Source organism: Ruegeria sp. HKCCD9138 (assembly GCF_057220975.1).
Map to the genome: position 1 here is coordinate 222,534 of NZ_JBWVAZ010000001.1, position 16,803 is coordinate 239,336.

Below are 16,803 nucleotides of genomic sequence, written 5' to 3' on the forward strand. Positions count from 1 at the left end.
TGGTTTCAATGATAGTTGGTCGCGTTGGCGGTTCGACCTTCCTTCCTGAGCCTTTGTTTCGAAGTGCGAAGAAAAGAAGCCCAACGACAAACAGGACGACTAAAAACAATTCCAAAGATTAAGTTTCCCATAGGTTGAAAATGAAGTACCCAAATGAAACCATAGACGAGCCTGGTTGTCATCAGGTTGTTGAGGATGAAGCCCAGAGCCCCTCAGCGGACTCAGCGCCCCCTCAAACCGCCCAAGAGTCCGCACCCATCACCAAACCCCAATCACCCCTCAGCGAGTCTCTCAGGGCTTCTCTGAGTGCATTGCCAAACGACGCCTTGTCGATCCTTGGCCCAGAACTTTTCGATCAAGCCAACAAAGAATTAAACCGACGCCCACAAAGCCGAGAAACAAACAACCGCTCTGGAATGCTCTTCAACGCCATTGATGGGTACATGCGGCTCTTCTACCGCGACGAGAAGAGTAGGGCGCGGCACATGTATCAAAATGTTGTTGGGCTGGTTTACCCTTGCTGTAAGACGGATGTAGAAAAGTTGCGTTTGGGCCAAGCGTTTGAGGATGGATGGGAGAGCGGGGAGCTTAGGTTTTTGGCGAGTGTGCCGAAAGCGGACAAAATTTGAGATAAGGAATTCTCAAGCAAAACGGATTCGCTTAACAGGTCAATTTTTTGCAATTCAAAGCTTTGTATCTATGATTGTTTAGAAGTTTATGGGCTACCAATTGTAGTCCACTCCGCGCCAGTATACGCGACCATCGTGCTTGGAGAAATATCTCTGCTGGGACCCGCGTAGCTGCCACAGTTCGACCTCTGATAGATCCTCTTTCATCGGAAAAGCTTGAACTGCTTCGAGCCAATCTAGTTTTGGGGTCTCAAAGGCGAACCAAGCAAAGTCAGCGCCGACGAGATCTTTGGTCCAACGAAATCCAAATGACACCAGCCTTTCAGAGATCACCGACATATCTTTCGAACTCATCGCAGAAATGCAGAGAATTTCACCATCAAATGATGGGGTCCCTAGCTGCCGATCTTCCCAACAAGAGGGAAGCGTCATTGATAGGACAAATTTCCAACCTTCCTGCAAGATGTCCTGCTCTACATCCACTCTAAGGATCAATTTATACATTCCACGAGCTATCAGTGCCATCTTTGCCCCATTGGTAAGCGGTGAATTGTGCGCACCTAAGACTTGTTCGGTCAAATAGGCTCAACTCCGCGCAGCTCGCAGGCGGCTTTAAGTATTCTCTCCTTTTCACAATTCGAAATATTTGTGCCCAGGCACCAACCTTCAGCCAACTTCGTCACGTATTCGAGCGCGAGATCTGGACGTTCCGGATAAACCTGAGACCGGCAACGCGCGATGTGATTTCGGGACCTGCCGCGAACTTGATCAGCTAATGCGTAGTAAAAGTCATCGGGGTCGCTTCCCGCGAGCTCTCTCAGATCAAAGACAAGTGCTTCGATAGCGGTGAGGCGCGAGTCAGTACCGGCAAGCACAGCTTTCAACCGAGAAGAGAATAGTCCCCGTTTGCGTGCTATGGGTGGCCCCATCGGACACTTCTCAGCCTCTGACTTAAGTGCTCTTTCTTCGTGGATTAGTCTTTCGAGTGTTCCGTCGATCAAACCTTCGATCGGCATTTCTCGAATCTGGTGACTTATTGCGGCCCGTTGCATTGCGATACTTCTATTTGTCATTTGTCACTCTCCAGGTTTTTGCGACGAGCTTTGTCACGCAAGTACTCTGCTAGGTACCAATGGATTGATCCATCTTCTCTAAACTCGATGTCGCGCCATGCATTGCGGCTCGTACCGTTGGCGATCTCTTTCGCCCATTGTGAGGGTGAAAACCTTCCTCTTTCATCCTCAATCTTCCCATCTTTTACGATAGCAAAGTGGTGTGTGCCGCCGTATTGCATGCGAACTTTCGTACCAGACTTCACCGTGATCTCCTTCCAGACGAGCGGTTTTGCGAGCAACTCTTCCAACTCCAACTCTTCGGCACGGCGTAATCGCTCCTCCACTTCTTCCGCATACTCCGGGAAATACTTGCGATAGAAGTCTGCGGATCGCGAGCCAAACAGACTTTGGGTTGCTCCGCCTAGGTTTCTTTCTAGGAAGTCCATAATCTGCTCCTGTGCGAAAGCAGCCACATCCAATTCACCGTTGCTGAAACGGACAAGGTCATCATAAAGTTCCTTTTCAAAAGGAATATATATACTGGAAATAGTCAATATTAGCTCCTAAGTTTATAATTCAGAAAAAATAGTACTGAAAAAGGAGCTTGTCAAGAATCGCTTCTATTTACGAACGCCACTTCTGTTAAGACCCTGGTTTCACTTAAGCCGAATGCGGTTACTTCACGGGCAACGGTTGGGAGGATCCGTTCGCATACCTCCCTTCAGTTTTTCTAACAGCCATTCGGATGCTCAATGCCAATCTGCGGCCTCTGCGTTCGTGGCTTGAGGATTCTGCGAAATCAAGTTGCGCTCCCAAACTGAGTCAATCTGCCTCACCCTTACATGTACGGGTTGACCACCCGGATTCTGTTACAGTAACAGTCGTACTCGCAGTACCTAACTGTGCGAAGAACCTAAGAAGGTCACGCGGTCAAAGACACCAAGTTTACAGTGCGTTAGACGGAATGTTTGCACGCGGTTTACTTGAGGTCGCTGTGGGGTAACACCCGTGGAAGTTCGAGTCTTCTCGACCGCACCAAAATCCTGATAGTGTTGCGACCCTTTCTGCGTCTAGCTTAGGCGCGCGCCCTGCGGATCAAAACGATAGGTGCGGTCTGGGGCATAGCCAAATCGAATGGGTTGGCCTGCGTTTACCTGATGCTGCCCGAAAAGGCGGGCCGTAATCTGGTGATCCTGAACCATTGCAATGACGTTGGTGTCTCCGCCCAGATGTTCTACGTGGGTGACGTTGGCCGAAATGGGACCGTCATCTTCCAGATACAAATCTTCGGGACGGATGCCCGTCGTGATTTCAGCACTTTCACCAATCAAGCTGGCGGGGAAGAAGTTCATTGAGGGTGCACCGAGGAAACCGGCGACAAACTGATTGGCCGGATTGTTATAAAGCTCCATCGGGCTGCCAACCTGTTCGACGCGACCGTCGCGTAGTACGACAATCTTGTCAGCCAAGGTCATCGCTTCGGTCTGGTCATGCGTCACGTAGATCATGGACGCATCGAGTTGCTGGTGCAGGTTAGCGATCTCTAGCCTTGTGTTCATGCGCAAGGCAGCGTCGAGATTGGACAGCGGCTCGTCAAAAAGAAACAATTTGGGTTCGCGCACAATGGCGCGGCCGATGGCGACGCGCTGACGCTGACCACCGGACAGCTCGGATGGATAGCGCTCGATATACGGCTCAAGATTCAGCATCTTGCTGGCCTTGGAGACGCGTTCATCGATCACCTGTTTGCTCTGACCTTCCTGCTTGAGCGCCAGCGACATGTTCTTTCGCACGTTCAAGTGGGGGTAGAGCGCATAGCTTTGAAAGACCATCGCGATTCCGCGCTTTGAAGGCGGGGTGAGGTTCATCAGCTCGCCACCGATGCGGACCTCGCCGGATGTGACATCTTCCAGCCCGGCGATGACCCGAAGTAGGGTGGACTTTCCGCATCCCGAGGGGCCGACGAAGACGACGAATTCGCCTTCATCCACTTCAATGTTGATGTCCTTCAGGACCTTCACGTTGCCGAAGGACTTGTTTACGTTTTGCAGCGTCAGGGCGGTCATTGCTTTGCCTCTTTCAGCGAAATGGGTCGGCCCGTGCGGATGCTTTCATCCGCGGCCAGACAGATGGCAAGGGATTGGACGGCGTCGTTCATGTGGCGGGTCAGGTCGATATCCTCAGCGATGGCGCGCAGCATGTAGGCCTGCTCGGCGTCGCAAAGCGCCTGGTGGCCGGGTTCGTCGGGCATGTCGATCAACTTATCGCCGTCGGGACGATGGACCAGAAGGCCGCCGACCTTGGTGTGGCCGTCAATATCCGCCGACGCGCCCTTGTTGGCGTCTGTGATCGAGACCGATCCGTTGGGCGACAAGATATCTTTCACGAAGAACGCGGTTTCCGACATCATTGGCCCCCAGCCTGCTTCGTACCAGCCGACCGAGCCGTCCTCGAACACCACCTGAAACTGGCCATAGTTATACATGTCCGGGGCAATCTCGTCGCTCAGTCGCAGGCCCATACCATTCACGCGCACAGGGTCGGAGTCGGTGATCTGGCACATCACGTCGACATAATGCACGCCGCAATCGACAATGGGTGAGGTGGTCTGCATCAGTGCCTTATGTGTCTCCCACTCAGGCCCGCTGCTTTGTTGGTTGAGGTTCAGGCGGAAGACATAAGGCCCACCAAGGTCGCGCGCTTCGGCGATCAGGCGCATCCAGGAGGGATGATGGCGCAGGATGTAACCGACAACCAGTTTTCGGTTTGTCTCAATGGCTTTCGTCACGACGCGCCGGGCATCAGCTGCGGTGGTTGCCAGTGGCTTTTCCACGAAGACATGCGCGCCAGCGTCCATCGCAGCGCAGGCATAATCAGCATGGCTGTCGGAGTAGGTCGCAACAACCACCAGATCGGGTTTGGTTTGAAGGCCTTCCTCGAATGTCTTGAAAAATGGATACGCCTGCAGCTCGGGCGGCAGGTCGACAGCAGACCGATTGACCAGCCCGACGACCTCGGCTTTCGGGTTGTTGTGAAGAGCCAGCGCGTGGCTGAGGCCCATATTGCCGAGGCCTGCAATGATGACACGTGTCATTTGACAGCTCCTGATGTGATGCCGCGGATCAGCTGGCGCGAGAAGATGACATAGAGAACCAGTACCGGCAGAATCGCCATGCTGAGGGCCGACAGAACCGCGTTCCAGTCGGTGACGAACTGGCCGATGAAGACCTGGCTGCCCAGCGTCAGGGTTTTGGTTTCTTCCGATGGTGCCAGGATCAGCGGGAACCAGAGGTCATTCCAGATCGGGATCATGTTGAATACGGCGACAGTGGCCATGGCAGGGCGGACCAGCGGCAGGACCAGCCGGAAGAAGATCGTGTATTCCGAAAGACCATCCACGCGTCCGGCGTTTTTCAGATCATCGGACACCTGCCGCATGAACTCGGACAGGATGAACACCGCCAGTGGCAATCCCTGCGCCGTGTAGACGAGGATCAGTGCCCAGAGCGTGTTTACCAGCCCGGTGGCGACCATCATCTCCAATATGGCGACGGTGCCGATGCGGATCGGAATCATGATGCCAAGGGCCAGATAAAGGCCCATCAGCATGTTGCCCTTGAACCGGTATTCGCTGAGCGCGAAGGCGGCCATCGCCCCGAACAACAGGATGAAGGCCAGCGATGCCACGGTGACGATCAGCGAATTCTGGAAGTAGAGGAAGAAATCCCCCTGTTTCATAACAGTCTGGTAGCCGATCAGAGAAAAGCTTTCGGCGTCGGGCAGGGCGAGAGGCTCGCGAAAAATGGCGCGACGGGACTTGAAGCTGTTGATGATGATCACAAAGACCGGAAACAGGGCAATCAGCGTGTAGAGGATCAGCGCACCATGCATCGCGGCAGTATTTAGTGGGTTTGAGCGTGCTTTGTTCATGTCCAAACCCTTACAGCTGATACCGGCGCATCCGGGTCTGGATGCCGAACAAGTAGATACACACACCAACAAGGATGATTGCGAACATGGCGCCCGCGATGGCCGATCCCATATGCGGATCACCCAGCTGCAACTGGAAGCCAAAGAAGGTGCGGTACATGAAGGTGCCCAGAATATCGGTCGAGAAATCAGGCCCCGCCAACGCACCCTGAGACACATAGATCAGGTCGAACGCGTTGAAATTTCCAACGAATGTCAGGATTGAAATGATGCCGATCGAAGGCAGGATCAGCGGCAGTTTGATCTTCCAGAAGGCCGAAGCGCCGGTGATGCCATCAATCTCCCCGGCCTCCAGAATCTCTTCGGGGATCGAAAGAAGGGCGGCATAGATCAGCATCATCGGGATGCCGACGAATTGCCAGACCGAGACCAGCGCGAGGGTTGTCAGCGCGTATTCTTCCTTGCCCAGCCAAGGGGCGAAGAGGGACTTCAAGCCAATGGCATCCAGCATCGACGGCGCAATACCCCAGAGCGGCGAAAGGATCAGCTTCCAGGCGAAGCCCACGATCACAAAGCTGAGAATTGTCGGGATGAAGATCGCCGATCGATAGAGCGCGGCAAAGCGCAGGCGGGGATGAGACAGGATCGCGGCCAGGGCGATGCCGATAGGGTTTTGCACCAGCATGTGAATGAGGAAGAACCAGAAATTATTGCCCAGTGCGTTCCAGAATTGCTCGGACCAGAGCGGGTCAAAAAACAGTGTGCGGAAATTCTGCAACCCGACATAGACGCGGGTCTGATCAACCTCGGTGAACAGCGCAAGACGCAGCGTGTTGAACAAGGGGAAGATCATTACCGTCGTGTAGACCAGCACCGCAGGTGCAAGGAATACGGCAATGTGCCATCTGATGCGGCGGGTTTGCATGCGGGAACTCCGGAAAAGATGCCGGACGCGACGCAGCGGGCGCGTCCGGAAGTGTCAACCGTCAGGTTTTATTGATGCGGCGCATACCAGCTGGCCAGACCTTCCTGCAGCTTCTGACCTAACGCTTCTGGTGTATCGGCGCCCTTGATCGCAGCGACGGATGCGCCCCAGGTCTCGTTTTCAAGGTTCGGTGTTCCTCGCGACAGGATCTGGTAGGTCGAGCGGATCGTGCTTTCGCACTCATCTCGCCAGCCAACGATTTCTTTTGCTAGCGGATCTTCCAGTTCCACAGGTGCGCTGGACAGAGGAAAGAAGCCGGGCAGGGCGTTGCCAAAGATGTTGGCAAATTCCGGACTGGCGACCCAAGCCAGGAAGGTACGCGCGGCCTCCTGGTTTTCGCTGGCGGCATTCATACCGATGCCGATATCCGTGTGGTCCGAGATGTAGCAGGTGTCGCCGGCATTCTGTACCGGCGGTTTGAATGCGCCCATTTCGAAATCTGCCTGAGTGTTGAAACCCGCGATTTCCCAGCTGCCCGCTGGATAGATCGCAGCGCGGCCCAGAGTAAACAGATTCTGGCTATCCGGATAGGTCTGTGCCTCGTATCCGTCTCCCAGGTAAGGACCCCATTTGGCCAGTGTTGCATAGGGCGCAACCCACTGGGGGTCGGTCAGCTTTTGCTCGCCTTTGATCAGCGCCAATCGGCCTTCCTCACCCCTCCAGTAGTTCGGGCCGATGTTATTGTAGCCCATCGTGGCGGCTTCCCATTGGTCGTTGGTGCCCATCGCCATGGGGATATACGTGCCGTCTTCCCTGATCTTGTCCAGCGCGGCAAAAAACTCGTCCTCGGTCGTAGGGACCTCGATACCCAATTCGTTGAACGCGTCCTTGTTGTAAATGAACCCATGGATCACCGACGCCATCGGAACGCAGAACGTGGCCGCGGCATCGTCGGTCTGCCATGCGGACTTGGCGACATCCGAGAAGTTGCTCATGGCTTCGAGGTCGGACAGGTCAGTCAGATGACCCGCCTCAAACAGCGCCAGCGACGCGTCGAATGGGCGGCAGGTAATCAAGTCACCTGCTGATCCGGCATCAAGCTTGGAGTTCAGTACGGCGTTGTATTCCGCAGGTGCCGACGGGGCAAAGATCACCTTGATGCCTGGATGCTTTGCCTCGAACGCCGGAATGATCTTTTCCTGCCACAGGGCCAGATCGTCATTCCGCCAGCTTTCGATGGTCAGCGTTGCGTCTTGCGCGTAGGCGCCGCTGGCGACGAGCGCGGTGCCCAGAAAGGCCAGACTTAGAACTTTGCGTGTCATTTGGTTTCTCCCAGGTTGATAGGTTCGTTGTTGTCGTTCAATCGCGCCAACGCGGGGCGAAGGTGGTCGCTTGTCTCAAGCAGCATGGCCCGCGCAGCTTCCAATGACGCGGCGCCCGCGGCCAAAAGGGCGGCGCATTTCAGGTTGCCGTCTGCCTCGGTCAAAGCGGACTCCGCGCGTTCGGGCGTAACGCCAGTCAGGCGACACACAATCCCATTTGCGCGCGCGCGCAGTTTGTCGTTGTCCGCCTTCAGGTTGATCATCATGCCGTCCTGAATGTGGCCCAGTTCCACCGCCATGAGGGTCGAGAGCATGTTCAGCGCAATTTTTTGGGCAGTACCGGCCCCCATGCGGGTGGAACCCGAAACAAGCTCGGGCGGTGTGGGCAACAGGATCGCGTGGTCGGCCAATTGCAGCAATGTTGATCCGGCATTGTTGGCAATTCCGATGACGGTTGAACCCAGGGTCCGGGCAATCTTGGCCGCGGCGACAGTGTAGGGCGTTGTCCCGCTGGCCGAGACGGCGATGATCGTGTCAACGGGGGAAAGGCAGGCCAGTTCCGCCTCCAGCGTGTTTGTGGCATCCTCGGAATCGCCGGGCATTTCAGTGCCTGTGGGCAGTCCGCCCGCCATGTGGATGCGAATTTGTTCAGTCGGGATCGAGAACGTTCCCCCAAGTTCCAGCGCGTCCGACGCCGCCATCAACCCCGAGGATCCAGCCGCCAGATAGCGCAACACGCCACCAGACCGGATTGTTTTGGCCATGGATTTTGCGCCCGAGCTGATTTGATCAGTCGCGCCTAGAGGTGCCTTGGCTGCCTCGGCCTGTGATTGCCCAAGCAGTGCGGCGACATCGGTCGGGGGTCGGGTGTCCAGTCCGATCGCGTCCTGATGCAGTTGCTCCGTCACTGGTGTGAGCACGTGATTCTCCCTCCCTAGGTTTCTGGCATCATACCTTTTAGATACCATTAGTCTACCATTTTGTTGAAATCGCAAATATCACGCCCATTTCGGCTGCTTTTTTGGAGTTTGGTTATATTTAGGTCTTCTAAATTTACGAAAGGTATTATAAAGGTCCTTCCATGGCTAATTTCCTGGAAAACATTTGTCTGGCTGTCGATGGCGGTGGAACGCGGTGTCGTATCGCCCTGACTGACGGTGACGAGACGCAGCAGATTGAGGTCGGAGCGGCAAATGTTTCCACCGATTTCGATGCGGCATGCGCCGAGTTGATCCGCGGATTGGATATGCTGGCGGCGCGCGTTGGGATCAGGGTGGGCAAGCTTGCCGAAGCGCCTGCCTATCTGGGGCTGGCCGGGATAACCGGCGATGCATTGGCCAATCGGCTTGTCGCAGCGCTCCCTTTGAAACGAGTTCGTATCGCGGATGACAGGGCGTCGGCGTTGCGTGGGGCGTTGGGTCCGATGGACGGATTTGTCGCCCATTGCGGAACCGGTTCTTTCATAGCGGCGCAGCGCGCTGGCGAAATGCGCTTTGCCGGTGGGTGGGGTCCTGTTCTGGGAGATCAGGCGTCGGCCCAATGGGTCGGGCGGCTGGCATTGTCGAAGGCGCTGGAGCGGGTGGACGGGCTGACGGAACAGTCTGAAATGGTGGAGGACCTGCTGCGGCGGCTCGATGGGGCAGCGGAGGTTGTACGGGTGGCTGCAAGCATGTCGCCAACGGAATTTGGCGCAATGGCTCCGGTCGTGACCGAATTCGCCAAGAAGGGGGACTTGGTTGCCATATCAATCATGCGGGACGCGGCCGAGTATCTGTCTGATCGGATGATAAGAATGGGGTGGGTGCCCGGAATGCCGGTTTGCCTGACGGGCGGGATTGGCCCTCATCACGCGCCATATTTGCCTGCAGAAATGCAATTGGATCTGGCTGAACCAATTGGCGACCCAGTGGCCGGGGCATTGGCGCTGGCACGTGAATTTCAAGAGGAGATCGAAAATGAGCGTTGCTGATTTTCTGCGTCCCGAAGGTTGGCTGGGCCGGACCGCTGGTCCCCGCTATGTGCAACTGCGTCAGCGGCTTGAGCAGGGGATCGAGGACGGTATCCTGCCCCCCAACAGTTCTTTGCCGCCCGAACGCGAAATCGCTGAGCTGACCGATCTGTCTCGTGTCACCGTGAGGAAAGCCATTCAGGAGCTGGTTCGCAAGGGTGCGATCGAACAGCGTCAGGGGTCGGGGTCATTCGTGCGCGAGCCCGTTGCGCGGGTCGAACAGTCCCTGTCACATCTGACGTCCTTTACCGAGGACATGGAGCGGCGCGGTCTCAAAACCACGTCCACCTGGCTGGAACGTGGGATTTTCCTACCCTCGCCGGAAGAGATGATGGCATTGGGTCTGTCGGCGGGTGAGCAGGTTGCCCGTATCCACCGGCTACGCGAAGCGGGCGGCCGCCCCATGGCGTTGGAGCGCGCTGCTTTGCCGCTCGACATTCTGCCCAACCCAACCGAGGTGTCAGGGTCGCTCTATGCCGTGCTTGAAGAGTTGGGGCATCGTCCGGTTCGGGCAATTCAGAAGATATCAGCCATCAATCTTGGGGAAACCGAAGCCCAGCTTCTTGACTGCGCGGAAGGCACGGCGGGGTTGCGCATCCAGCGCACGTCATACCTCGAAAGCGGGCGGGTCGCGGAGCTGACCCGATCAATCTATCACGGCGAAGCCTACGATTTCGTGGCCGAGCTGCGCCTGTCAAACTGAAAGGTTCGGACCATGTCCAGCGAAACCTCCCAAATGCGCAAGGAAATCAACGAAATCCCCTGCGCCGTGGACCGCTTGCTTAGCAACGATGCGGGCGCCATTGCCAAGGCTGCCGGGGAAATCAGGGCGCGCGATCCGCGCTTTTTGATTTCCGTCGCGCGAGGTTCATCCGATCACGCCTGCAGCTATCTGAAATACGTGTCCGAGTTGCTCTTGGGTCTGCCGATGGCGTCGGTCGGGCCTTCGGTAAAGTCGATCTACGGCGTGGACATGCGCTGTGACGGAGCGTTGTGCATCGCAGTTTCGCAATCCGGGCAGAGCCCGGATATCGTGCAGCTTACGAAGTCGCTGACGGATGGGGGTGCTTATTCCGTCGCCATCACAAACAACACCGGTTCCGCCTTGGCCGAGGTGTCGACCTCCGCCTTGCCCATCCATGCCGGACCTGAACTTAGCGTGGCTGCGACCAAGACATTTGTAACTTCTCTGGTTACCGGCATTTGGCTTCTTGCAGAAATCAAACGTGATCAGTCCCTGTTGGCATCGATCCGCAGTCTGCCTGAAGCTTTGGAAGTGGCGATCGCATGCGATTGGAGCCCGGTTGTCGAAGCCGTCAGTGGTCAGTCACTGTATACGCTGGGGCGCGGCACTTCCTGGGCGATATCCAATGAAGCGGCGCTGAAGTTCAAGGAAACTTGTCAAATTCACGCCGAGAGCTATTCCTCGGCCGAAGTGCTGCACGGCCCGGTCTCGATTGTCGATCAGGGTTTTCCGGTGCTCGCCTTCTCATCCGGTGACGCGGCCGAGGCCAATATTGCCGAAGTTGCTGACGCTCTGGCCGCCAAGGGCGCGCAGGTGTTCGCGACGACCGATCGGGTGCAGCAGGCAACACCTTTGCCGCATGTCCGTACGCCCCATTGGATGACGGACCCGGTTACAGCCATTGCATCCTTTTACGGCATGGTCGAAACAGTGGCAACGCAACGCGGGATCAATCCGGATACACCGCGACACCTGAAAAAAGTGACTGAAACGGTATGAGCGCGCAGTCTGTAACCTTCACCGACGGACCAATCTTTGACGGCAAGACGTTGCGTACCGGATTTGCCGCGCGGTTCAGGGATGGATTGCTTCAGGCGCTGGTTCCCGAAACGGAGATTGCTGCGGATGAGGTGGTCGAAAACCTGTTCGGAGATATCCTGAGCCCCGGCTACGTCGATTTGCAGGTGAATGGGGGCGGTGGTGTCATGTTCAATGACGACCCCTCGGTTCAAACTTTGACGCGCATAGCGTCGGCGCATCGTGCGCTGGGCGCAACCTCGATCCTGCCGACCTTGATCACGGATACGCCGGAAAAAACTCGTGCTGCGATCAGCGCCGCAATCGATGCCGTCAACGCGGAAGTATCCGGCATCGCTGGACTTCATTTGGAAGGCCCGCACCTGTCCGAGCGCCGCAAAGGGGCGCATGACGCGGCGCTTATCCGACCTATGGAAGAGGCGGATCTGGCCCAGATTCTGATGGCCGCGCAGGTGCTGCCGGCGCTCATGGTCACTCTGGCGCCGGAAAACGTAGCCGTGGAACAGGTAGAGACGCTGGCGCGCGAAGGGGTGATCGTGTCATTGGGTCATACGGATGCGACCTTCAACACTTGCATGGCCTATGCGCAGGCTGGAGCGCGTGGCACGACCCATCTGTTCAACGCCATGAGCCAGCTTGGCAGTCGCGAGCCGGGGTTGGTCGGTGCGGCACTGTCCTGTGGCCAGTTGTCAGCGGGCCTGATCGCGGATGCCGTCCATGTTCATCCCGAAACCATGCGCTCGGCCTGGGCAGCGAAACGAGGGCCCGGTCGGATCTTTCTGGTCAGCGACGCAATGGCTGTTGCCGGAACGACCCAAGGTGAATTCCGGCTGGAAGGCCGCCTGATCCGGCGCGAAGGCGGTCGGCTGACCTTGCAGGACGGAACCCTGGCAGGGGCCGATCTTGATCTGACAACGGCAGTCCGGGTTCTGACCGAAGCCGTCGGTGTCCCGCTGGCGGAGGCCTTGGCGGCGGCAACCAGTGTCCCGGCCGAGTTCATTTCGAAGCGGGAAAATGATCAGCCGATGAAGTTGTCGCAAATGATCCGGATCGCACCGGACCTGTCAGGTGCAACACCTGTTTTTGCGCACTGAGAACTCAATCGGGTGTAGCTGTGCATCAGTTGAGCGCGGCGTGGAAATCCCCGCTCGCCGCCGCCCGTGGGGTTGTGTAAGAAAGGGAGCAAAGCAGTTTCCGGAACAGCGTAAATGCCCCAGACCATCACCGTATTCACAACGATGAAGAATGAAGGCCCCTACATGCTGGAATGGGTGGCCTACCATCGTTCGTTGGGTGTCGACCACTTTGTGATCTTCACGAACGATTGTGAGGACGGAACCGATGACATCGCCCGAAGGCTCGTGGCGATGGGTCTGGTCTCTTTTGTCGACAATGCGGTCGCCGAGGGGGGCAATCCGCAGCACCAGATGCTGAGGCGCGCCCGGCGCCACCCGAAGGTCAAAGAGGCCGACTGGCTGATGTGCATGGACGTGGACGAATTCTGGAATATTCGTTGCGGCGACAATAGCTTTGCGGCGCTGATTGATGCAGTTGAGGGCAAGGCAGGGCAACCTGTCGATGCAATTTCCTTCGCATGGAAATTGTTCGGAAGCTCCGGCAACATCAGCCTTGAGGACAAGCCGGTGACGCAACTGTTTTCCATGGCTGACCTGGAGTTTCCGCATCACTCAGGGCGTGCCTTTGGTTTAAAAACACTGTTCCGGAACAATGGTAAATTCACCCGCTACGGCCCCCACCGACCGAAAGGTATGGAAGAGGGCAAGGAACACGAAGTCGCCTGGTCCGACGCCGGGGGTAATCTGTTCCCTGCCAAAGACGTTGGGTGGCGGGCCTGGCGTGGATTTGACCATTCTTTTGGCCGTATTCATCACTATTCCGTGCGGTCGTTGGATGGTTTTCTGATCAAGCGCGATCGGGGGCGAACCAACCACATCAAGGTGGATCAGGGGCAGGCCTACTGGCTGGACATGAATGCCAACAAAGAGGAAGACCGGTCGATCCTACCTGTGGCAGAGCGTGCAGCGCCCTTTTTGGCCGAATTGAAGGCAGACCCTGAACTTGGGCGTCTTCACGCGCAAGCTTGCGAATGGCACCGCAGCAAGGTTTCGGAAATCAAAATGCGTCCGGACTGGGTGGAATTCCGTTCGTGGCTTGCGGATAATCTTGTTTGAGAGCAATGGCAGACGACGACCTTACCAAAGATCAGCTCCAGCCCGAGCACCCCGACCGCAAGACAGGGTACGAACGTATCCTAACGGACCCGGCGCCGCCGTGGTTTGTCGAGCTGTACCCCGGCGGCAACGGATCCGGTTTCCTGCAAAAGCTGGATCGTCACGCGGTCCTGTACCATCAGCGGGACAAGACCCGTCTCGTGGTCAGTTTCGACAACATCGCCAACGTCAACGACCTGTCCTTTGCCCGCGAACCCTGGGGGTGGAAGTTCTTTCGGGACATCGGTTGGTCTCATTTGGGCGTTGTCGCACGAACCAAGGCCTGGTACCGGGACCCGGAAATCATAACTTACCTTCAGGCCAAGGCCGCCGAGGGTTTTTTTGAAGGCTTCGATCAGGTCGTCTTTGCCGGGGCTTCGATGGGAGGCTTTGGTGCGCTTGCCTTTTCGGCGATTGCGCCGGGATCGGTCGTGATCGCCTTCAATCCGCAGACAACACTGGATACGCGGCTGGTTCCCTGGGAAACCCGTTACCGTTTTGGCCAGGTCCAAGACTGGGACTTGCCGCTGAGCGATGCGGCCGAAGCGGTCGGTTCTGCACGCCGGGCGTACGTGTTCTACGATCCCTTTTTTGATCTGGACCGCAAACATGCCGCCCGCTTTGAGGCGCCGAACACGACACTTCTTAAAACCTGGACATCCAACCATTTCGCCGCCCCGATGCTGCGGAAACTCAACCTGCTAAAACCGGTTATGCTGGGCGCGATGCATGGAACGTTGGAAAAACCCGAGTACTACCGGATGATGCGCACCCGGCGTACGTTGCCCATGTATATGCGCGGTCTCGAAGCGGTCGGTGGGGAACGGCATCCGAAGCTTGTTGGTATGGCACGCAAGAGATTTCAGGCATTGCGCCGTCAGCGAGCGGCCGAAACTGCCGCAAACCCGCAATGACGGCCAAAGCGGGCGTCTTTATCGGTCAGCGCAAGGACCGGATGGGTGCTCGTCTTCTCATGATGCTCACCTGCATTCGGCTGGCCGAGGATTTTGGAACGGATTACCGGGTGAACTGGTTTCCTCAGGGATCGGATGCGCCGGAACTGGATCACCCGCAGGAGCTGTTCACGAAAGATTGGATGGACCGGCACTTTCTCGACCAGAAAGCGTTCGACGAACTCAGCAAGGACGCCTTGCCGGTGTGGACTTTTCAAAGCGACCCGTCGCCCGATCGGCTGAAGGCTCACCTGGCCGCGGGCCGCTCGGTTCTGGTGGAAGAAGGCTTCGAAGTCCTGGCTTTTGCGTGGGAGGATATCGAGGCCATCCGTCCGCGATACCGCGAGTATATTCATCGGATCGGGTTCACTGACCGGATCAGCGCGATCATGAAGCGGGCCGATGACAAACTTTCGGGGCAGGGGGTGTCCGCCTATCACATCCGGCGCGGCGACATCCTGAACGGGCTGCCCTGGAAACATACGACCTGGCCTGCCAAGATCGAACCCGAAGAGCTGTACGAGGCGCATCTGGCCAAGACCAAGGGGCAGGCGGCGATCATGTTTTCCGATCAGCCAGAGCTGATTGCCCGCTTCCAGCAGCGGTTTCCCGATCTGATGCAAATGTCGGACATCGCCGATCTATCCGGCCTGACCCGTGCGCAGCGGGATTTTCTGGAACTCTATACGATGTCACGTGCCGACCAGGTGGTTGCCCCGTTTATCTCTGCTTTCTCAATGGCCGCCGCGCGCGTTTCCGGCCAGCAGCGCAAAGTGTTTCGCGACGTCCTGACTGAAGATGAGATGCAGGTGGCCAACGGGCGCGTCATTGAACGCGCCTCAAAGGGTCCGGCTGCTTTCTTGAACACGTCCGAGGCGGCTCATGTCTATTCCAAGGCCGTTCAGTACCTCGTTGCGCAGGACCGGTGTCAGGAGGCGTATGATCTGGCGAAACCCATACTGGAGGCAGGCGCGGATAACGCCTTTTTACCGCTGCTTCAGGCACTGAACTGCTTCTATCTGGGTAACTGGCAAGAGAGCGAAGCCCTGGCGCGACAGGGGCTCAAAAACCCGCATCTTTGGCCCGAGGATCACGCGGTGCTCAGCGCCCTGCGCGGGGCAATTCTGGGGGCGCAGAAAAAGCGCTGGGGCGGCACCCTGCAATTCGCAAAAGCGTTCTGGGCCAAACCCTTGCGCCCGGATGTTGTCGTGCTGGGATCACGCATGCTGTATCGTGATCAACTCGCGTACCGTTTGTTTCCGCCTGTGGACTGGGCGCTGCAACGCAGCTTGCGGCAACGTCGGTTTCCGCCGTTCAACAATCTTTATCTGGTCCAGCAGAAAGTAATCGCGCGCCAGCCCTGCAACTTTGACATGGTCCTGATGGATTGGTCAGAATTGGCGTTGGATCAAAGGGCCAGACGCCTGTTGGGCGACGTCCCCCGGCTGTCGGCGTTGCAGGTCGGGTTGAACAGCGTTTCGGACGTTTCTCAAGAAGACCCTCAGTACAGAAGCTTTGCTTCGGTTCTTCAACTGCGGCTGGGGCAGATTTCCCTGTCCCAAGCCATCGATATTTCCCGACAGGTCGTTGCCGAAAACCCGGAAAGTGCGCTGTATCACAAACGCCTTGCTGAGATGTACGAAGCTGAGGGCGACGCCGGACGCGCACGTCGAACCATGGCCGAAGCGCTGGCCTGCGATCCCGAGAATCCATTTCTGGTCTTTGCAATGGGGCGTCTGCTGGAACGGGTTGGCGCAACCGAACAGGGCGAAAACCAGATTTTGCAGGCAGCAGATATGGATGAAGGCACCGCAGCCATTCAAGGCGCAGCCGGACAGATGCTGCTGCGCCGTGGCAAAAAGGGAAAAGCGCGTGCGTATCTGCGAAAAGCCAATGAGCTTTGCCCGACATTCAAACGCTTTGCCAATCAATTGAAAAGAGCTGAGAATTGACGATCTGCAAGACGC

General features: G+C 57.0%; 17 protein-coding genes. 8 read left to right on the top strand and 9 right to left on the bottom strand.

The features are described 5' to 3' along the window. Positions 1–134 precede the first annotated feature (134 nt). On the top strand, positions 135–629 hold the full coding sequence (locus tag AC2TEL_RS01160; protein ID WP_480901475.1) for a hypothetical protein: 495 nt from the start codon (positions 135–137) through the stop codon (positions 627–629). Positions 630–722: 93 nt separating this feature from the next. Here the strand turns inward: AC2TEL_RS01160 and AC2TEL_RS01165 are convergent, their stop codons facing one another. The 9 genes from AC2TEL_RS01165 to AC2TEL_RS01205 form a co-directional block, all read right to left on the bottom strand. Next, positions 723–1,208, bottom strand: a complete 486-nt coding sequence (locus AC2TEL_RS01165; protein WP_480901476.1) for a hypothetical protein — start codon at positions 1,206–1,208, stop codon at positions 723–725. Further along, a complete protein-coding gene (locus AC2TEL_RS01170; RefSeq protein ID WP_480901478.1) occupies positions 1,205–1,702 on the bottom strand; it encodes a hypothetical protein in 498 nt (165 codons plus the stop codon). Before AC2TEL_RS01170 ends, AC2TEL_RS01165 begins: the two co-directional genes overlap by 4 nt. After that, positions 1,699–2,238: a hypothetical protein gene (locus AC2TEL_RS01175; protein ID WP_480901479.1), complete on the bottom strand. Its 540-nt coding sequence runs from the start codon at positions 2,236–2,238 to the stop codon at positions 1,699–1,701. The genes AC2TEL_RS01170 and AC2TEL_RS01175 overlap by 4 nt, the downstream gene beginning before the upstream one ends. A gap of 516 nt (positions 2,239–2,754) precedes the next feature. Next, positions 2,755–3,750: an ABC transporter ATP-binding protein gene (locus tag AC2TEL_RS01180; protein WP_480839040.1), complete on the bottom strand. Its 996-nt coding sequence runs from the start codon at positions 3,748–3,750 to the stop codon at positions 2,755–2,757. Then, positions 3,747–4,778, bottom strand: coding sequence for a Gfo/Idh/MocA family protein (locus tag AC2TEL_RS01185; RefSeq protein WP_480901481.1), 1,032 nt, complete (start codon positions 4,776–4,778; stop codon positions 3,747–3,749). Before AC2TEL_RS01185 ends, AC2TEL_RS01180 begins: the two co-directional genes overlap by 4 nt. Continuing rightward, complete coding sequence (locus AC2TEL_RS01190; protein ID WP_480901482.1) at positions 4,775–5,614, bottom strand: carbohydrate ABC transporter permease; 840 nt, start codon at positions 5,612–5,614, stop codon at positions 4,775–4,777. Before AC2TEL_RS01190 ends, AC2TEL_RS01185 begins: the two co-directional genes overlap by 4 nt. A 10-nt stretch (positions 5,615–5,624) precedes the next feature. Next, positions 5,625–6,539: a carbohydrate ABC transporter permease gene (locus AC2TEL_RS01195; RefSeq protein ID WP_480839046.1), complete on the bottom strand. Its 915-nt coding sequence runs from the start codon at positions 6,537–6,539 to the stop codon at positions 5,625–5,627. A gap of 68 nt (positions 6,540–6,607) precedes the next feature. Beyond that, positions 6,608–7,861 carry an ABC transporter substrate-binding protein gene (locus tag AC2TEL_RS01200; RefSeq protein ID WP_480901483.1) on the bottom strand — a complete coding sequence of 418 codons (1,254 nt, stop codon included), beginning with the start codon at positions 7,859–7,861 and terminating at the stop codon, positions 6,608–6,610. After that, positions 7,858–8,781: an N-acetylmuramic acid 6-phosphate etherase gene (locus AC2TEL_RS01205; RefSeq protein ID WP_480901484.1), complete on the bottom strand. Its 924-nt coding sequence runs from the start codon at positions 8,779–8,781 to the stop codon at positions 7,858–7,860. Before AC2TEL_RS01205 ends, AC2TEL_RS01200 begins: the two co-directional genes overlap by 4 nt. A gap of 161 nt (positions 8,782–8,942) precedes the next feature. Between AC2TEL_RS01205 and AC2TEL_RS01210 the strand changes: the two genes are divergently transcribed. The 7 genes from AC2TEL_RS01210 (at position 8,943) to AC2TEL_RS01240 (ending at position 16,788) form a co-directional block, all read left to right on the top strand. Beyond that, complete coding sequence (locus AC2TEL_RS01210; protein WP_480901485.1) at positions 8,943–9,830, top strand: glucosamine kinase nucleotide-binding domain-containing protein; 888 nt, start codon at positions 8,943–8,945, stop codon at positions 9,828–9,830. Beyond that, positions 9,817–10,572 (top strand): GntR family transcriptional regulator, encoded by a 756-nt coding sequence (locus tag AC2TEL_RS01215; RefSeq protein WP_480839054.1) that lies wholly within the window; start codon positions 9,817–9,819, stop codon positions 10,570–10,572. The genes AC2TEL_RS01210 and AC2TEL_RS01215 overlap by 14 nt, the downstream gene beginning before the upstream one ends. Before the next feature lie 12 nt (positions 10,573–10,584). Next, positions 10,585–11,613 (top strand): SIS domain-containing protein, encoded by a 1,029-nt coding sequence (locus AC2TEL_RS01220; RefSeq protein ID WP_480901486.1) that lies wholly within the window; start codon positions 10,585–10,587, stop codon positions 11,611–11,613. Next, positions 11,610–12,746: an N-acetylglucosamine-6-phosphate deacetylase gene (gene nagA / locus AC2TEL_RS01225; protein ID WP_480901487.1), complete on the top strand. Its 1,137-nt coding sequence runs from the start codon at positions 11,610–11,612 to the stop codon at positions 12,744–12,746. Before AC2TEL_RS01220 ends, nagA begins: the two co-directional genes overlap by 4 nt. A gap of 114 nt (positions 12,747–12,860) precedes the next feature. Continuing rightward, positions 12,861–13,844, top strand: a complete 984-nt coding sequence (locus AC2TEL_RS01230) for a glycosyltransferase family 2 protein (RefSeq protein ID WP_480901488.1) — start codon at positions 12,861–12,863, stop codon at positions 13,842–13,844. A gap of 5 nt (positions 13,845–13,849) precedes the next feature. Further along, positions 13,850–14,797 (top strand): hypothetical protein, encoded by a 948-nt coding sequence (locus AC2TEL_RS01235; protein ID WP_480901489.1) that lies wholly within the window; start codon positions 13,850–13,852, stop codon positions 14,795–14,797. Continuing rightward, on the top strand, positions 14,794–16,788 hold the full coding sequence (locus AC2TEL_RS01240; RefSeq protein ID WP_480901491.1) for a hypothetical protein: 1,995 nt from the start codon (positions 14,794–14,796) through the stop codon (positions 16,786–16,788). The genes AC2TEL_RS01235 and AC2TEL_RS01240 overlap by 4 nt, the downstream gene beginning before the upstream one ends. The last annotated feature ends 15 nt before the right edge of the window (positions 16,789–16,803 follow it).